Annotated in this window: 12 protein-coding genes; 5 read left to right on the top strand and 7 right to left on the bottom strand. The window is 76.7% G+C overall.

The features are described 5' to 3' along the window. Positions 1-34: 34 nt before the first annotated feature. From murJ to ACI798_RS08045, 3 genes are all read right to left on the bottom strand, one after another. A complete protein-coding gene (gene murJ / locus ACI798_RS08055; protein WP_457047654.1) occupies positions 35-1867 on the bottom strand; it encodes a murein biosynthesis integral membrane protein MurJ in 1833 nt (610 codons plus the stop codon). A 293-nt stretch (positions 1868-2160) separates the two neighbouring features. Continuing rightward, positions 2161-4407, bottom strand: coding sequence for a DUF6049 family protein (locus ACI798_RS08050; protein WP_457047653.1), 2247 nt, complete (start codon positions 4405-4407; stop codon positions 2161-2163). Between the two features lie 67 nt (positions 4408-4474). Further along, entirely contained in the window at positions 4475-4951 is a 477-nt protein-coding gene (locus tag ACI798_RS08045) for an NUDIX hydrolase (RefSeq protein WP_387988621.1), read from the bottom strand. A 42-nt stretch (positions 4952-4993) separates the two neighbouring features. Between ACI798_RS08045 and ACI798_RS08040 the strand changes: the two genes are divergently transcribed. Then, positions 4994-6496, top strand: a complete 1503-nt coding sequence (locus ACI798_RS08040) for a CCA tRNA nucleotidyltransferase (protein WP_457047652.1) — start codon at positions 4994-4996, stop codon at positions 6494-6496. A gap of 106 nt (positions 6497-6602) precedes the next feature. Next, positions 6603-7589, top strand: coding sequence for a matrixin family metalloprotease (locus ACI798_RS08035; RefSeq protein WP_457047651.1), 987 nt, complete (start codon positions 6603-6605; stop codon positions 7587-7589). Here the strand turns inward: ACI798_RS08035 and ACI798_RS08030 are convergent. After that, positions 7586-8872: an MFS transporter gene (locus ACI798_RS08030; RefSeq protein WP_457047650.1), complete on the bottom strand. Its 1287-nt coding sequence runs from the start codon at positions 8870-8872 to the stop codon at positions 7586-7588. The genes ACI798_RS08035 and ACI798_RS08030 overlap by 4 nt on opposite strands. Before the next feature lie 63 nt (positions 8873-8935). Between ACI798_RS08030 and ACI798_RS08025 the strand changes: the two genes are divergently transcribed. After that, entirely contained in the window at positions 8936-9598 is a 663-nt protein-coding gene (locus ACI798_RS08025; protein ID WP_456940461.1) for a YqgE/AlgH family protein, read from the top strand. Between the two features lie 207 nt (positions 9599-9805). Here the strand turns inward: ACI798_RS08025 and ACI798_RS08020 are convergent, their stop codons facing one another. From ACI798_RS08020 to ACI798_RS08010, 3 genes are all read right to left on the bottom strand, one after another. Next, positions 9806-10564 (bottom strand): hypothetical protein, encoded by a 759-nt coding sequence (locus tag ACI798_RS08020; RefSeq protein ID WP_457047649.1) that lies wholly within the window; start codon positions 10562-10564, stop codon positions 9806-9808. 106 nt (positions 10565-10670) lie between these two features. After that, on the bottom strand, positions 10671-11750 hold the full coding sequence (locus ACI798_RS08015; protein WP_456940463.1) for an inositol-3-phosphate synthase: 1080 nt from the start codon (positions 11748-11750) through the stop codon (positions 10671-10673). 137 nt (positions 11751-11887) lie between these two features. Beyond that, entirely contained in the window at positions 11888-12484 is a 597-nt protein-coding gene (locus tag ACI798_RS08010; protein WP_456940464.1) for a PadR family transcriptional regulator, read from the bottom strand. A gap of 155 nt (positions 12485-12639) precedes the next feature. On the opposite strand from ACI798_RS08010, the gene ACI798_RS08005 reads away from it, so the two are divergent. Both ACI798_RS08005 and ACI798_RS08000 read left to right on the top strand, forming a co-directional pair. After that, positions 12640-13050, top strand: a complete 411-nt coding sequence (locus ACI798_RS08005; protein ID WP_456940465.1) for a DUF5318 family protein — start codon at positions 12640-12642, stop codon at positions 13048-13050. Positions 13051-13206: 156 nt separating this feature from the next. Continuing rightward, complete coding sequence (locus tag ACI798_RS08000; protein ID WP_457047648.1) at positions 13207-15639, top strand: transglycosylase domain-containing protein; 2433 nt, start codon at positions 13207-13209, stop codon at positions 15637-15639. The last annotated feature ends 85 nt before the right edge of the window (positions 15640-15724 follow it).

The following is a 15724-nucleotide window of genomic DNA, read 5'->3' as shown; positions in this document are numbered from 1 at the left end:
CCGGGGACGCCGCCCAGGCCTGCGGGTCCGCCGCTCACCCGCGGCCCAGCCGCGCGCGGACGGCGGCGAGGGGTTCCCGGAGCTCCGGGACGCGGGCGAGCACGAACCCGGCGAGGGCCGTGACGCCGACGACCACGGTACCGATCGACAGGGTGCCGAGCGAGCCTGTCACCGACGGGCCGAACGCGTCGTCGGTCACGCGGACGACCACCCAGCCGAGGCCGGCCGCCACGACCGCGGCCAGCACCATGCGCAGCACCGGACCCAGCGCCCCGCCCCGCTCGGCGCCGAGCTGCCGCTGCAGCGCGACGTGCCCGAGCACCCAGCCGGCGAGGTAGGTGACGCTGGTGGCCAGCATGAGCCCGGCGACGACGTGCTCGGGCTCGACCAGCGCCGGCACGAGCAGCAGCAGCGGCACCCGGACGAGGACCATGCCGACCTGGATCAGCGTCGGCGTCCGGGCGTCCTTCATGGCGTAGAAGACCCGCAGCTGCAGGAGCGTGACGGCCATCGGCAGCAGCCCGAAGGCCCCGACGGCCAGCGCCGCGCCGATGCCCTGCGCCTCGTCGACCGAGGTGTTGCCGCGGGCGAAGGCGACCGTGGCGAGCGCCGGGCCGACGACGGTCAGCGCGGCGGCCACCGGCAGCAGGCCGAGCGCCGACAGCCGGGTGCCCAGCGCGAGGTCCTGGACGACGCCGGGGACGTCGTGCCGGGCGGCGGCACGGCTCATCCGCGGCACCAGGGCGGTCAGCAGCGCGACGCCGATGATCCCGTAGGGCATCTGGAACAGCAGGCTGGCGATGGCGAAGGCGCTCGACCCCAGCCCGCCCTCGCGGGCGGCGGCGTTGGCCACCCGGGTGGCGACGACGACGCCGACCTGGCTGACCGCGACGTAGAGGACCACCCACAGGCCCAGGCCCCCGGCCTCGCGCAGGCCGGTCTGGCGGAGGTTCCACCGCGGCCGGATCGGGACGCCGGCCCGGCGCAGCAGCGGCACGAGCACCAGCGCCTGCACGGCGATGCCCAGCAGCGTGCCGCCGCCGAGCAGCCACACCTGGCCGGCGGTGATGGTGGCCGGGGTGAGGTCGCCCGGCCCGCTGGCCAGGACGAACAGCACGCCGGTGGCGATGACGACGACGTTGTTGAGCACCGGCGCCCACGCGGGCGGGCCGAAGACCCCGCGGCTGTTGAGGATCGCCTGCGCCAGGGCACCGATCCCGTAGAAGACGATCTCGATCAGCAGGATCCGGGCCAGCCAGTTGGCCAGCCGCACCTGTTCCTCGTCGCCGTGGATGCCGTAGAGCGAGGTGAGCAGCGGCGCGATCACGACGGCGACCGCGGTCACCACCACCAGCCCGGCGACGGCGAGGGTCGACAGCCGCTGCGCGTAGGCCACGCCGCCGTCGCGGTCGCGCTCCTGCGCGTGCACCAGCAGCGGCACGATCACCGAGGTCAGGACGCCGCCGAGCAGCAGCTCGTAGACGATGTTGGGCAGCGTGTTGGCGGTGTTGTAGGCGTCGTTGACCAGCCCGACGCCCAGCGCCGCGGCCAGCACCATCGTGCGCAGCAGCCCGGTCACCCGGGACACCAGCGTGGCCACCGCCATCGTCCCCGCGGCGCGCAGGATGCCGCGGCTGCCGCCGGGGGCGCCCTCCCGCTGCCGGGCCTCCTCCTCGGTCTCCCCCTCGGGGGCCGAGGGGACCGGCGGCAGCTGCAGGATCGGGATGACCTGCGTCTCGTCGGCCGGGATGAAGCGGCGCCGCACCGGCGGGGGCACCGGCGGCAGCGGCCGGGGCGCGGGCCGGACGACCGCGGGCGGGGGCGCCGCGGCCGCCGGGACCACCGGGCGCCGTCCGTCCGCCTGCACGCCGGGCCGGTCCCCGGTGCGGGGCGCGCCGGGCCCGCGGGGCCGGGACGGCGGCGGCACCGGGGGCATGGCGCGGCGGGCGGCCGGGGTGCCCGGCAGGCCTGAGCCCGGCGGCGGGGCGACCGGGTAGGGCGGTGGGGGCAGCGGCCGGGACCGGTCGCGCGCCGGCCGGGACTCCGCCGAGGGGGACCCCGCCTCGGGAGGCGGGGAGGACACGGCCGGGGGCACCGGCGGCAGCGGGCGCGCTCCCGGCTCCTGCACGGGGGTGTCCTCGTCGCTGCGGGGGTGACCGGTCACACCGGGCTCCGGCTGGGCGGCCACGCGGCGCCGGCGCCGTCGGGCAGCTCCTCCTCGGCCCGCCCGCGGCGGCGGAGGAAGAGGATCCCGCGGCGCAGGAACAGCAGCCCGAGCAGGACGGCGGCGCCGATGGTGATCGACAGCGAGATCGTCCCGTAGGCGGTGCTGCGGACCTGGATCGCGACGGCGTCGCCGAGCGGGCCGCCGTCGGGGGTGGTGAGGCTCGCGGTGACGGCGAAGCGGCCGGACTGGCGCACCTCGGTCGGGATCTCCAGCGTCGTGCGCTGCTCGGGGGCCAGTTCCTGCGGGCCGACGTCGCCGATGGTCAGGCCGACGTTGTCGCGGGTGCGCGCCTCGACCAGCACCCGCACGGCGAAGGGCAGGTCGTTCTGCACGGTGAGCACCAGCGGCGCGTCGCTGGAGGCCAGGCTGTAGGTGCCGTCGGCGGGGGCGACCAGCGTCACCCGCTCGCGCAGCCCGGCGAGGGTGTCGCGGACGTCCCCGGCGGCGGCGGTGAAGCCGGCCGGGTCGTCCCGCCAGGCCACCGAGGCGGCGCGGGCCAGCGCCGCGTCGTAGCCGGCGAGGACCGTGGCGGGCTCCCCGACGACGGCGCCGGCCAGGTCGTCGCGCAGCCCGGCCGCGGCGACCAGCCCGGCCACGCCGGCGGGGTCGAGGACCGCCGCGCCGGCCTGGTCCAGCGGCGTGCCGGCGTCGGCGACCGGGCCCGCGGACAGGTCGGTCAGCGACGCCGGGCGCAGCCCGGGCAGCGCGGTGCCGGTGATCATCGCGGCGACCGCTTCCGGGTCGGGGTCGACGTCGCGCGGCGGGGCGACCAGGACGCTCTGGCCCGCCGGGGTGGCCGGCGCCTGCTGCGAGACCAGCACCAGCTCGGCGACGTAGCGCTGCTCGGCCACCCGCGGCCCGCCCTCGGCGGTGTCGGCCGACCCGACGACGGACGACAGCCCGGCGTCGGCCACCAGCGCCTCGACCGGGCCGTCGGTGCCGGGCAGCGTGGTCCGCGCGGCCGCACCGCCTCCGGGGATGCCGAGCGCCGCGTCGCCGTCGCTCAGCGCGCTCGAGGCGACCACCACCTGCTCGATGCCGCCCTCCCGGAGGGTGGCGAGCGTGTCCGGGCGCAGCGCGCCACCGGCCGCCCAGGCCAGGTCGGTGCGCGGCGTCACCCCGAGGACGTCGGCCAGCAGCGCCGCCCCGGCCGGCCCGGGCGAGGCGTCGGCGACCACGCCGCCGGCCTCCGGGGTGTCGCCGTCGGCCCCCGGTGCGGCGCCGGGCAGCGCGCGGGTGAGCGTGGGCTCCAGGCCGGCGGCCTGCAGCGCGTCGGCGTCGACGTCGCCGTAGGGCAGCGCGACCACCGGGTGGTCGACGGCCACGGCGCGCAGCCGCTCCAGCCACGCGGCGGCGGCCTCGGTGCCGGTGCCGGCGTCCTCCTCGCCGTCGACGGCGTAGGGGCCCTCGGCCATGACGGAGAGCTCCTCCACCAGGGCGGGGTCCACCGCGAGGGTCACCGGGGCCAGCGGCGTGGCCTCGGGCGCACCGGGCGCGACGACGGCGGGCAGCCGCTCGACGACGGCCAGCGCGTGGTCGAGCCGGCCGCCGTCGGAGACCGCGTCGGCCAGCCCGTCGTCGACGAACCCGCCGGACGCGTCCCGGTGGCTGCGCTCGGCCAGCGGCCACAGCCAGGCGACGGCGGTGGTGGCGGCCGGCGGCGCGCTCTGCTGCACCACGTGGGTGCGGACCTCGCCCACGCGGCTCTGCTCGCCGTCGGGGGTGGTGCCGTTGACGTTGACCAGCAGGGGGAAGACGCCGTCGCGGTCCAGGGCCAGGTCGGCGGTGGTCGCGGTGACGGTGAACGGCACGGAGTCGCCGGGGGCGAGCGGGCCGGGCAGCGGCTGGAAGGGCGTGCTGGACGTGGTGGCCGGGTCCGGGTCGGCGTCGGCGGCCAGCAGGTCGGCGCGGGTGGTGACGGCCTGGCCGCGCTGCAGCCGGACGCCAAGGTCGGTCACCGTCTCGGTGCCCTCGTTGGTCAGCGTGCCGGCCAGGGTGACCGTCCCGCCGGGGGCGACGGTGCGCGGGTCGAGCCGGGTGAGGTCGACGGCCACCGGCCGCTCGGGGTCGGTCGCGGGCGCGGCCGGCGGCGCCGCGGCGGCCGGGGCCGCGTCCGGGACCAGGGCGGGGGCGGCGGCGAGCGGCAGGGCCAGCAGGGCGGCCGTCAGGACGCGGGTCACCGTCCTCCCGCGCCGGCCGGCCCCGGACCGGGGGGTGCTGTGCCTGGGGTGGACGTCGCGGTCCGGGTCACGCACTGTCGGCGAGCAGCGCGGGCGCCCGCTCGACCAGCGCCCGCTCGTCGGCGTAGGCCAGCCGGTCGGACAGCTCGTCGAGGGGGACCCAGGCGACCTCGGTCACCTCGACGTCGGCGTCGGACAGGGCGCCTCCGATGGCGCGCAGCAGGAAGTGGTGCACCGTCTTGTGCACGCGGCGGCCCTCGGCGACGAACCAGAAGTCGATGATCCCGAGCGGGGCGAGCACCTCGCCGATGATCCCGGTCTCCTCGGCGACCTCCCGGACGGCGGTGTCCTCGGGGGTCTCGCCCTCCTCGATGTGGCCCTTGGGCAGCGACCACAGCAGCCGGCCGCGGCGGTCGGTGCGGCCGATGAGCGCGGCGCGGGGGCCGGAGATGCCGTCGTCGGCGACCACGAGGCCCCCGGCGGAGGTCTCGTCGACCCGCCGCAGGCGGCGGCCGGGACGCCCGCGTCCGCCGGTGCCTGCCATGCCAGGAGGGTAGCGCGAGCCGCCGCACTACCCTGGCTCGTCGTGTCCGGGGAGCGTCAGAGTCGTCCGGCCGCGGTGGGGGTCCCGCCGGCGGTGCAGCAGGCCGTGCGCGAGCTGGTCGACGTCTCGCCCGTGCTGGTGGAGCTGGGGGAACGCTTCGCCGCGGCCGGGTTCGAGGCGCACCTCGTGGGCGGTTCGGTGCGCGACGCCCTGCTGGCCGCCGGCAGCGGCGCGCCGACGCCGCCCGGCGACCTCGACGTCACCACCGACGCCCGGCCCGAGCAGGTGCTGCGGCTGCTGCGCGGCTGGGCGGGTTCCACGTGGAACCAGGGCATCGCCTTCGGCACGCTGGGCGCCGAGGTCCGCGGCACCCGGCTGGAGATCACCACCTTCCGCGCCGACCGCTACGACCGGGAGTCCCGCAACCCCGAGGTGGCCTGGGGCGACTCGCTGGCCGACGACCTGGCCCGCCGCGACTTCACGGTCAACGCGATGGCGGTGTCCCTCGGCCCCGACCGCACGGTGACCGACCCGTTCGGCGGCCTCGGCGACCTGCTCGCCCGTCGGCTGCGCACCCCGGGCGCGGCGGCGGACTCCTTCGCCGACGACCCGCTGCGGATGCTGCGCGCGGTGCGCTTCGTCGCCCAGCTCGGGCTCACCCCGGACGACGACGTGGTCCGGGCGATGACCGACATGGCCGGCGAGCTGGCGCGGATCACCCCGGAGCGGGTGCAGGCGGAGCTGACCAAGACGCTGCTGCAGGACGCCCCCCGCGCGGCGCTGGAACTGTTCGTCTCCACCGGCCTGGCCGACGTCGTCCTGCCCGAGCTGCCCGCGCTGCGGATGGAGATCGACGAGCACCACCAGCACAAGGACGTCTACTCCCACTCGCTGACCGTGCTCGACCGGGCGATCGCGCTGGAGAAGGCCGACCCGGACGCGGGGTCGCCGGACCTGGTGCTGCGGCTGGCGGCGCTGCTGCACGACGTCGGCAAGCCCGCCACCCGCCGGCACGAGCCCCGCGGCCGGGTCTCCTTCCACCACCACGAGGTGGTCGGCGCGAAGCTGGTCCGCAAGCGGCTGACCGCGCTGCGCTACCCCAAGGACGTCGTCGAGGCGGTCGCCCGGCTGACCTTCCTGCACCTGCGGTTCCACGGCTACGGCCGCGGCGAGTGGACCGACTCCGCGGTGCGCCGCTACGTCACCGACGCCGGCGACCTGCTGTCCCGGCTGCACAAGCTGGTGCGCTCGGACTGCACCACCCGCAACCGGCGGCGGGCCGCCGCGCTCTCGGCCACCTACGACTCCCTCGAGCGGCGGATCGCCGAGCTGTCGGCGGCCGAGGACCTCGCGCGGGTGCGGCCCGACCTGGACGGCAACGCGATCATGGCGATCCTGGGCATCCCGCCGGGCCGCGAGGTCGGCGAGGCGTGGAAGCACCTCAAGGACCTCCGCCTGGAGCGCGGCCCGCTCGGGCCCGAGGAGGCCGAGGCCGAGCTGCGCGCCTGGTGGGCCGCCCGCTCCTGGACTCCCCCGCCCGGGTGACCGCTCCGCCCGCGCCCCTCCCCCCGCCCCGCGTCCGCCGGTAGGACGGACGGCCGGACCGCGGACGGGGGGACGGGTGCACGGGGGGACGCAGGACGGGCGCGCCGTGCGGGCGCCGTGGCCCCCGGAGTGGCCGTCGGAGTGGCCCCCGGAGCCGCCGCCGGGCGTCCCGGCGTCGCCCACCGGCCGCGTGCCGCGGTGGGTGCTGGACGAGGCGGCCGGCCGCCCCGTCGACCCGGCGCCGTGGCGCGCCCGGGAGGCCGGACCCCCGCCCCGGCGCCGCCGCTCCCCCGCCGTCCGCGGGGTGTTCGCCGTCGTGCTGGTGCTGGCGCTCGGCCTGGGCGCCGCGGTGCTCGCCGGGCCGCGCCCGTGGCCCTGGGAGTCCTCCCCCGACGCCGGCACGGCCGGGAGCCCCGGGGCCGCGGACCGGCCCACCCCCGGCCACGAGGCGGCGGGCTCCCCGCTCGGCACGCCGCCGCCGGCCCCGGCCGCCGGCACGTACGACTTCGTCGAGCACCAGGCCGACGGCGTCACGCCGGTCACCTGGGACCCGTGCCGCCCGGTCCACTGGGTCATGCGGCCCGACGGCGCACCGCCGGGCGCCGCCGGCCTGGTCGAGGAGGCGCTGACCCGGCTGTCGGCCGCCACCGGCCTCCGGTTCGTCGCCGACGGCACCACCGACGAGGGGTACACCGACGACCGGCCGGGCTTCCAGCCCGGCCGCTACGGCGACCGCTGGGCGCCGGTGCTGGTCAGCTGGGCCACCCCGGAGGAGGTGCCCGGCCTCGAGGGCACCGTGGCGGGCCTGGGCGGGAGCCAGGCGGTCGCCGCGCCCGGGGGGCCGTGGGTGTTCGTCACCGGCGCGGTGACCATCGACGCCGGCTGGGCCGGCGGCGCCGCGGGGTCCCCCGGGGGCCGGGCCGCGGTGCGCGCCGTCCTCGTGCACGAGTTCGGTCACGTGCTGGGCCTGGACCACGTCGACGACCCGGGCGAGCTGATGGCCCCGCGCAACGACGGGCAGGTGGAGCTCGGCCCCGGCGACCTCGCCGGCCTGGCGCAGCTGGGCCGCGGCCCCTGCGAGCCGGGCCTCTAGACCCGCTCCGGCGCCCCGCTGCGCCGCAGGAACGCGACGGCGGTCAGCCCGTAGACGGCCGCGACGGCGAGCAGCACCGGCACCGAGACGCCCGAGGGTGGCAGCACCAGCGCCGCGGCGACGAGCGCGGCGACGTAGGTGACGTTGACCAGGGTGTCGTAGACGGAGAACACCCGGCCGCGGACGTCGTCGTCGAGCACCTCCTGCAGCGTCGTGTCGACGCACACCTTCACGCCCTGGGCGACGAAGCCGAGCACGAACGCGCCTGCCACCACCCCCGGCGGCGCGAAGGTCAGCCCGAGCAGCGGCTGCAGCACCCCGCCGCCGACCAGGAGCAGCGCCGTCCACCGGCGGCGGCCCAGGCGGCGCACCGCGGCCGGGGTGACCAGCGCCGCGAGCAGCGTGCCCACCGCCCCGGCGCCGACCACCTGCCCCAGGCCGACCAGCCCGCCGGGGAACAGCGGTCCCGACCCCTCCGCCAGCGGGCCGCGGTAGAGCAGCAGCGACACCAGCGTCAGCACGCCGTAGCAGACCCGGTGCCCGGACACCGCCAGCAGCGCCGCCGTCGCCGGCGGGTGCGCGAGCACGTCCCGGACGCCGTCGGCCAGGCCGCACAGCACCTGCCTGGCCGAGAGCCGGGCCGAGCGGGTGGCGGTGTCGGGGCCGAGGTACGCCCGGCCGAAGCCCGCGACGGTCGCCGCGGCCGCGAGGTAGGGCAGCGCCGCGGACAGCGTCACGGCCGCGTAGCCGGCGTCCCCGGCCGGGGCCAGCTGCAGCAGGCCCACCGCGGCCGCCCCGCCGACGACGGTCGCCACCGCCCCCGAGGTCGTCGACAGCGCGTTGGCCGTCACCAGCACCCGCGCGTCGGCGGTGTGCGGCAGCCCGGCCGACAGCGCGGCCAGCACGAACCGGGTGAGGGAGAAGACGGCGAGCCCGGCGACGGCGAGGGGCAGGCCGGCCGCCCCGGTGACCACGAGGGCCGCGACGACGGCGACCAGGACCGCGCGCAGCACGCCGGCGTGCACCAGCACCTGCCGGCGGCTCCACCGGTCCAGCCAGACGCCGGCGAAGGGACCGAGCACCGAGTACGGCAGCAGCAGGACCGCGAACCCGGCCGCCACGGCGAGCGGGTCGGTGGCCCGCTGGGGGTTGAACAGCACGGTCCCGGCGAGCGAGGCCTGGAAGACGCCGTCACCGAACTGCGCGAGGAGCCGGGTGGCCAGCAGCCGCCGGAAGTCGTCCCGGCCGAGCAGGAGCCGCACGGTGGGAGCGGCCCGCGTCACCGGCTCACCCTACGGCGCGCTCTCGCCCTCCCCCGGGCGCGGGACTGTTGCACACTGGACGGGATGTCTCCGGCGCCCTCGTCACCCGAACCCGAGTCCGGCCCGCCCACCCGGCCGGCCACGGGCCGACGCCGCGCGGCCGTACCGCGGCTGTCCACCGGCACCCTCGACGACGTCGTCCCCGGTTCGCTGCTCGTGGCCATGCCCGGGCTCACCGACCCGAACTTCGCCGGCACCGTCGTCTACGTGCTCGACCACAACGACAGCGGCACCCTCGGCGTCGTCCTCGGCCGGCCCAGCCAGGTCGAGATCCGCGACGTGCTGCCCGGCTGGTGCGACCTCGCCGTCGAGCCGGGCGTCTTCCACGTCGGCGGCCCCTGCGAGACCGACACCGCGCTGTGCCTGGCCAACGCCCCCGGCGCGGCCGGCGGGGGCGAGGGGCTGCGGCGGGTGGCCGGGGACGTCCACCTCGTCGACCTCGACGCCGACCCCGGCACCCTCGCGGGCGGCCTGTCCGGCCTGCGGGTGTTCGCCGGCTACGCGGGCTGGTCGCCGGGCCAGCTGGCCGCCGAGATCGCCGAGGGCGCCTGGGCGTGCGTCCCCGGCACCCCGGGCGACGTGCTCAGCGAGCTGTCCGGGCCGCAGCTGTGGCGCGCGGTCCTCGCCCGGCAGACCGGCCGCCTGGCGGTCCTGTCGACGGCACCGGCCGACCCCTCCGCGAACTGACACGCCGCGGGGGAGCGGTCGGGGGCGCGCGCTCCGGCGAGGTCTGGTAGGAATGACCCCGGAGGGGGCGGTCTGGGGAAGAGGCCGCCCCCTCTTCCTGTGCCCGGGCCCGGGTGACCTCGCCCCGGGTGCGGTGCTGGAACGGCCTCCCTGCAGGGGCCCGCGCCGAGCTCGCGAGGCGTGGGGAGGGGGCAGGGAGGTCCTCCCTCAGATGCCGACCGCCGCCGCGACCTCCGGGTGCGCCGCCGCGTCCACCGTCCGCCCGTCCTCCGGCAGGGCGATCGTCCGCGGCCCGTGGTCCGACAGCGTCACCGTGATCTCGGTGTCCTGCCCGGGCAGCGGGGTCACGTACTGCAGCAGCAGGCCGGTGGAGTCCTCCACGGTGACCGTCCAGCCGGCCTCCCCCGCGTAGACGGTGGCCAGCCGGCGGTCGACCGAGCGCTGGCCCTCCCAGGTGTGCTCCCCGCCGCGGAAGGCGGCGGCGTCGTCGGCCTCGGGGGCGCCCAGGTTGAGCACCACGGCCACGAGGACGTCGGTCAGCGGTACCGCGTCGGGCCCGGTCGCCAGCGCGCGGCTGACGAACGGGACGTCGGGCCGGCCGGCGGCGGCGAGGGCGTCCGGCAGCCCGGGGACGTCGCCGAACCAGATCCGGTCCCGGGTGAAGAACAGCGTGCGCGTGTCGTCGGGGCGCCCGTCGCCGTAGGTGGTCACCGCCTGCGCCCGGCCGGCGGAGCCGGCGAAGTCGACCTCGCCGCTGAGGCGCAGCAGGCCGCCGTCGCCGAAGGGCGCGGCGACCTCGACGTCGGCGCCGCCCTCCTCCGAGTCCTGCGCCAGCAGGCCGGCGAGCACCCCGGCCTCCTCGGCGGTCACCGGGTCACCGGGCTGCCGGTCGGCGGGGTCGTCCGAGCAGCCGGACAGCAGGACCGCCAGCAGGACCAGCGCGGACGCGAGCAGGCGGCGCGGCATGGCGGTCAGCGTAGGCAGCCGGCCGGCACCGGGCCCCCGACAGGCCGCAGGCCCGCCCCCGGGTCGGGGACGGGCCTGCGGTGGGTGTGCTGGGTGCCGCCGCGGATCAGCGCTCGACGTCGCCGCGGATGAAGGCCTCCACGGCGTCGCGGGCCTCGCTGTCGCTGTACTGCACCGGCGGGGACTTCATGAAGTACGACGACGCCGACAGGATCGGGCCGCCGATCCCGCGGTCCTTGGCGATCTTCGCCGCGCGGACGGCGTCGATGATGATGCCGGCCGAGTTCGGGGAGTCCCAGACCTCGAGCTTGTACTCCAGGTTCAGCGGGACGTCGCCGAACGCGCGGCCCTCCAGGCGGACGTAGGCCCACTTGCGGTCCGACAGCCACGGCACGTGGTCCGACGGGCCGATGTGCACGTTGTCGGTGCCCATGTCGCGGTCGACCTGGCTGGTGACGGCCTGGGTCTTGGAGATCTTCTTGGACTCCAGGCGCTCGCGCTCGAGCATGTTCTTGAAGTCCATGTTGCCGCCGACGTTGAGCTGCATCGTGCGGTCGAGCTGCACGCCGCGGTCCTCGAACAGCTTGGCCAGCACCCGGTGGGTGATGGTCGCGCCGACCTGGCTCTTGATGTCGTCGCCGACGATCGGGACGCCGGCGGCGGTGAACTTGTCCGCCCACTCCTTCGTCCCGGCGATGAAGACCGGCAGGGCGTTGACGAACGCGACGCCGGCGTCGAGGGCGGCCTGCGCGTAGAACTCGGCGGCCTGCTGCGAGCCCACCGGCAGGTAGCAGACGAGGACGTCGGCGCCGGACTCCCGCAGCGCCGCGACGACGTCGACCGGCTCCTCGTCGGACTCCTCGATCGTGGCCCGGTAGTACTTGCCCAGGCCGTCGAGGGTGGTGCCGCGCTGCACGGTGACGCCCAGCGGCGGCACGTCGGTGATCTTGATGGTGTTGTTCTCGCTGGCGACGATGGCCTCGGAGAGGTCACGGCCGACCTTCTTGGCGTCGACGTCGAACGCCGCGACGAACTGCACGTCGGAGACGTGGTAGTCGCCGAAGCGGACGTGCATCAGGCCCGGGACCGAGGTGGTCTCGTCGGCGTCGCGGTAGTAGTGCACCCCCTGAACCAGCGAGGCGGCGCAGTTGCCGACGCCCACGATGGCGACCTTGACAGCTCCCATGGGTTTCCCTTCTCCCTGGACCGGGTGGTCCGTGTCGCGGGACCGTTCCGGTCCTGGCGGTGGCTGCCGGTCGAGCTGGACAGCCGTGGTGCCTGTTGTGCGGTGTCGCTGGGGTGGGGTCCCGCCCGGGGGCGGCCTCACCCCTCGCTGGGCGGCGGGCGCTCACCGCCGGGCCCCGGACCGGGCTGGCGCCGCTCGCTGTCGATGAGCTCCGACAGCCAGCGCACCTCCCGGTCGACCGAGTCCAGGCCGTGGCGCTGCAGTTCCAGCGTGTAGCGGTCGAGCCGTTCGCGGGTCCGCGCCAGTGAGGACCGCAGGCCGTCCCGCTGCCGTTCGACCGTGCGGCGGCGCCCCTCGAGGATGCGCAGCCGCACGTCGGCGGCGGTGTGCCGGAAGAAGGCGAGGTGGACGCCGAAGAGCCTGCCGTCGTCGTACGCCTCGGGGCCGGCCTGGCTGACCAGCTCCGCGAAGCGCTCCTTGCCCTCCGCGGTGATCGTGTAGACCACCTTCCCGCGCCGGCCGGTGAGCGGCGGTGCGTCGGCCGGGAGCGGGGAGCGCCGGTCGGGCTCGTCGGTGGAGACGAACCCGGCGGCGTGCAACCGCTTCAGTGCGGGATACAGCGAGCCGTAGGAGATGCTGCGCAGCCCCCCGAGCACCTCCGCGAGCCGTTTGCGCAGCTCGTAGCCGTGCATGGGGGACTGCTGCAGCAGTCCGAGGATGGCGAACTCGAGCATCTCGCCCCCCGTCGGCCCCTGCCGTTCGATGTATCGAGACGATACATCGAGGGGTGAACCGGTGGGCAACCCGAGACCCTCCCCCGACCGGGGAGGCCGCGCACACACGGTGACGACGGGCCCGCCCGGTGACGGACCTGCGTACATTGACGGCCGTGCCCGGACGTCGCTCCGTCGTCGACTACTCGCTGCAGAGGCGGGCCGTCCTGGCGGACGTGCAGGCCGGCCGCACCGGGCTGTTCGAGGTCTGTGACGCGAGCCCCTACCTCTCCCGCGCGGCGAGGTACCACGGCGAGCAGACCGACGACCCGTGCCCGGTCTGCCGCCGCGAGCGCCTGACGCTGGTCAACTACGTCTACGGTGAGGGACTGGGCCACGTGTCCGGGCAGGCGAAGACCGAGGCGGAACTCGCCCGGATGGACGCCGCGCAGGAGGAGTTCTCCGTGTACACCGTCGAGGTGTGCCGGGGGTGCGGGTGGAACCACCTGGACTGCTCCTACGTGCTCGGGACCGAGCCCGAGCCGGGGCGGCAGCCGCGCCGGCGCCGCCGCGCTGCCACGGACTAGGACCGCCGGGCGGACGGTTGCACACCGGCGGACCCGTCCGTCACACCCGCCCCGGGAGGGCGGCGCGCCTGCGCGTCCTCCCTGGTCCCCACAGGTAACGACGCCACGCTGGGCCGGACCCGATCCGCCCACCGACACCCGAGGAGGGGCTGCCTGGTGCCTCCCCACGACGAGACCACGCCGGTCGGGCCGTCCGGCGGCCCGCCGCGGCGCCCGCCGTCCGCCCGCGCGGCCGGTGGCTCCGGATCCGCCGGCCGCGGTCGCACGACGGCCGCGCGGTCAGGGGGCTCCGGCGGCTCGCGTCCCGGCGGCTCCCGGCCCACCGGCTCGCGTCCCGCGGGCGGCAAGCCCGGCGGCAAGAAGGCGCGCACCAAGAAGCAGCGGCGGCGCCGCCGGCTGAAGGTGGCGCTCGGCACCCTGCTCGGCCTGCTGGTGCTGCTCGGCGTCTTCGTCGGCGTCGTCTACGCCACCACCGAGGTGCCCGACCCGAGCTCGGTGCAGCGGTCGCAGACCACGGTCGTCTACTACGCCGACGGCACCACCGAGATGGCCCGCCTCGGCGACACCAACCGGCGGGACGTCACGCTCGAGCAGGTCTCGGAGCCCGCGCGCAACGCGGTGCTCGCCGCGGAGAACCGGAACTTCTACTCCGACCCGGGGATCTCCTTCACCGGCATCGTCCGGGCGGCGTGGAACAACCTGACCGGCGGCTCGACCCAGGGTGGCTCGACGATCACGCAGCAGTACGTGAAGAACGCCATCCTGCAGAACTCCGACCAGACGTTCAGCCGCAAGTTCCAGGAGCTGTTCCTGGCGATCAAGCTGGACAACAACTACTCGAAGGACGACATCCTCGAGAACTACCTCAACACCATCTACTTCGGGCGCGGTGCCTGGGGGATCGAGGCGGCGGCCAACACCTTCTTCGGCGTGCCGGCGGCCCAGCTGACCCCGCAGCAGGGCGCGGTGCTCGCCGTCCAGATCCGCAGCCCCAGCTCCTACGACCCGGAGTCCAACCCGGAGGGCGCGCAGGACCGCTGGAACCTGGTCCTCGACGCGATGGTCGACGAGGGCTGGATGACCCAGGCCGACCGCGACGCGTCGGTCTACCCGCCGGTCCTGCCCAAGCAGCAGTCCTCGTCCCTGGGCACCCCGACCGGGCCCGAGGGCCTGGTCGTGTCGCAGGCGGTCGCCGAGCTGGAGGCGCGCGGCTACACCGAGGAGCAGATCCAGGCCGGCGGCCTGCGGATCACCACGACCGTCGACAAGGCCACCCAGGACGCCGCGCTGGCCGCGGTCCGCGACGTCATGGACGGCCAGCCGGACAACCTGCGGCAGGCCCTGGTCGCCGTCGACCCGGACACCGGCGGGGTGCGCGCCTACTACGGCGGTGAGGTCGGCGCCGGCGTGGACGCGGTGGACTACGCGCAGGCCCGCCGCCAGCCCGGCTCGTCCATGAAGCCGTACGTGCTGGCCACCGCGCTCGACCAGGGCATCAGCGTCACCTCGCGCCGGGACGGCAGCTCCCCGCAGACCTTCCCCGACCGCGAGGCCCCGGTGCGCAACTCCGGCGGCGCCTCGTGCCCGGCCTGCACCCTCGTCGAGGCGATGACCCGCTCGCTGAACACGACCTTCTACGGGCTGGCCTACGAGGTGGGCCCGGAGAACGTCCGCGAGACGGCGCTGGCCGCGACCGGCATGCCGGAGACGTGGCCGGCCACCGGCGTCAGCCAGCTCGACGACAAGACGACGCTCGCCTCCCCCGAGTCGGGCGTCACCGGCTCCTCGATCGGCATCGGCGAGTACGAGATGCGCCCGATCGACCAGGCCGTCGGCTTCGCCACCCTCGCCAGCGGGGGCGTGCGGCACGACGCGCACTTCGTCAGCCGGGTCACCGACAGCGCGGGCGGCGTGCTGCTGGACAACGGCGCCCCGGCCGGTGAGCGGGTCATGGGCGAGGACGTCGCCAACGACACCACCTTCGCGCTCGAGGGCGTCGCCCAGCACTCGCGCCGGGCACTCGACGACGGCCGCGAGGTGGCCGCCAAGACCGGCACCCAGGGCATCGACGCCGACGACAACTCCGACGCCTGGATGGTCGGCTACACCCCGTCGCTGTCGACGGCGGTGTGGATGGGCACCGACGGCTACCAGCCGATCCGCAACGCCGACGGCGCGATCATCTACGGCTCCGGCCTGCCGGGCGCCATCTGGCAGGAGTTCATGGACACCGTGCTGGCCGGCACCCCGGAGGAGGACCTGCCGAACCGGCCGGTCATCCGCGGGGACACGGGCGAGGGCGTCCCGGCACCGGAGACCCAGGCGGCGCCGACGACGCAGTCCGCGCCGACGACGCAGTCCGCGCCGACGACGCAGCCGACGCCGACCACCCCGGCCACCCCCACGGAGACCGCGCCGACCGAGACCGTGCAGCCGCCGGACGACGGCACGACCGAGGAGGAGCCGAACGACCCGAACACGCCGGGGCCGGTCCTCCCGCCTCCCGCCGGGGGCAGCAACCCCGGGGCGCCGACGACCCAGCCCGGGCAGCCGGCACCCACCACCACCCAGCCGCAGCTGACCGGCTGACCCGCCCGGCAGACTGACCGGGTGAGCTCCTCCCCCACGGGCCCGTCCGCCCCGGCCGACCAGCCGGCGGACGGGCCCGCGGCGT

The organism is Geodermatophilus sp. SYSU D01045 (assembly GCF_054050295.1).
Note: the sequence above shows the minus strand (reverse complement) of the source record. Positions and strands in the feature narration are given on the sequence as shown.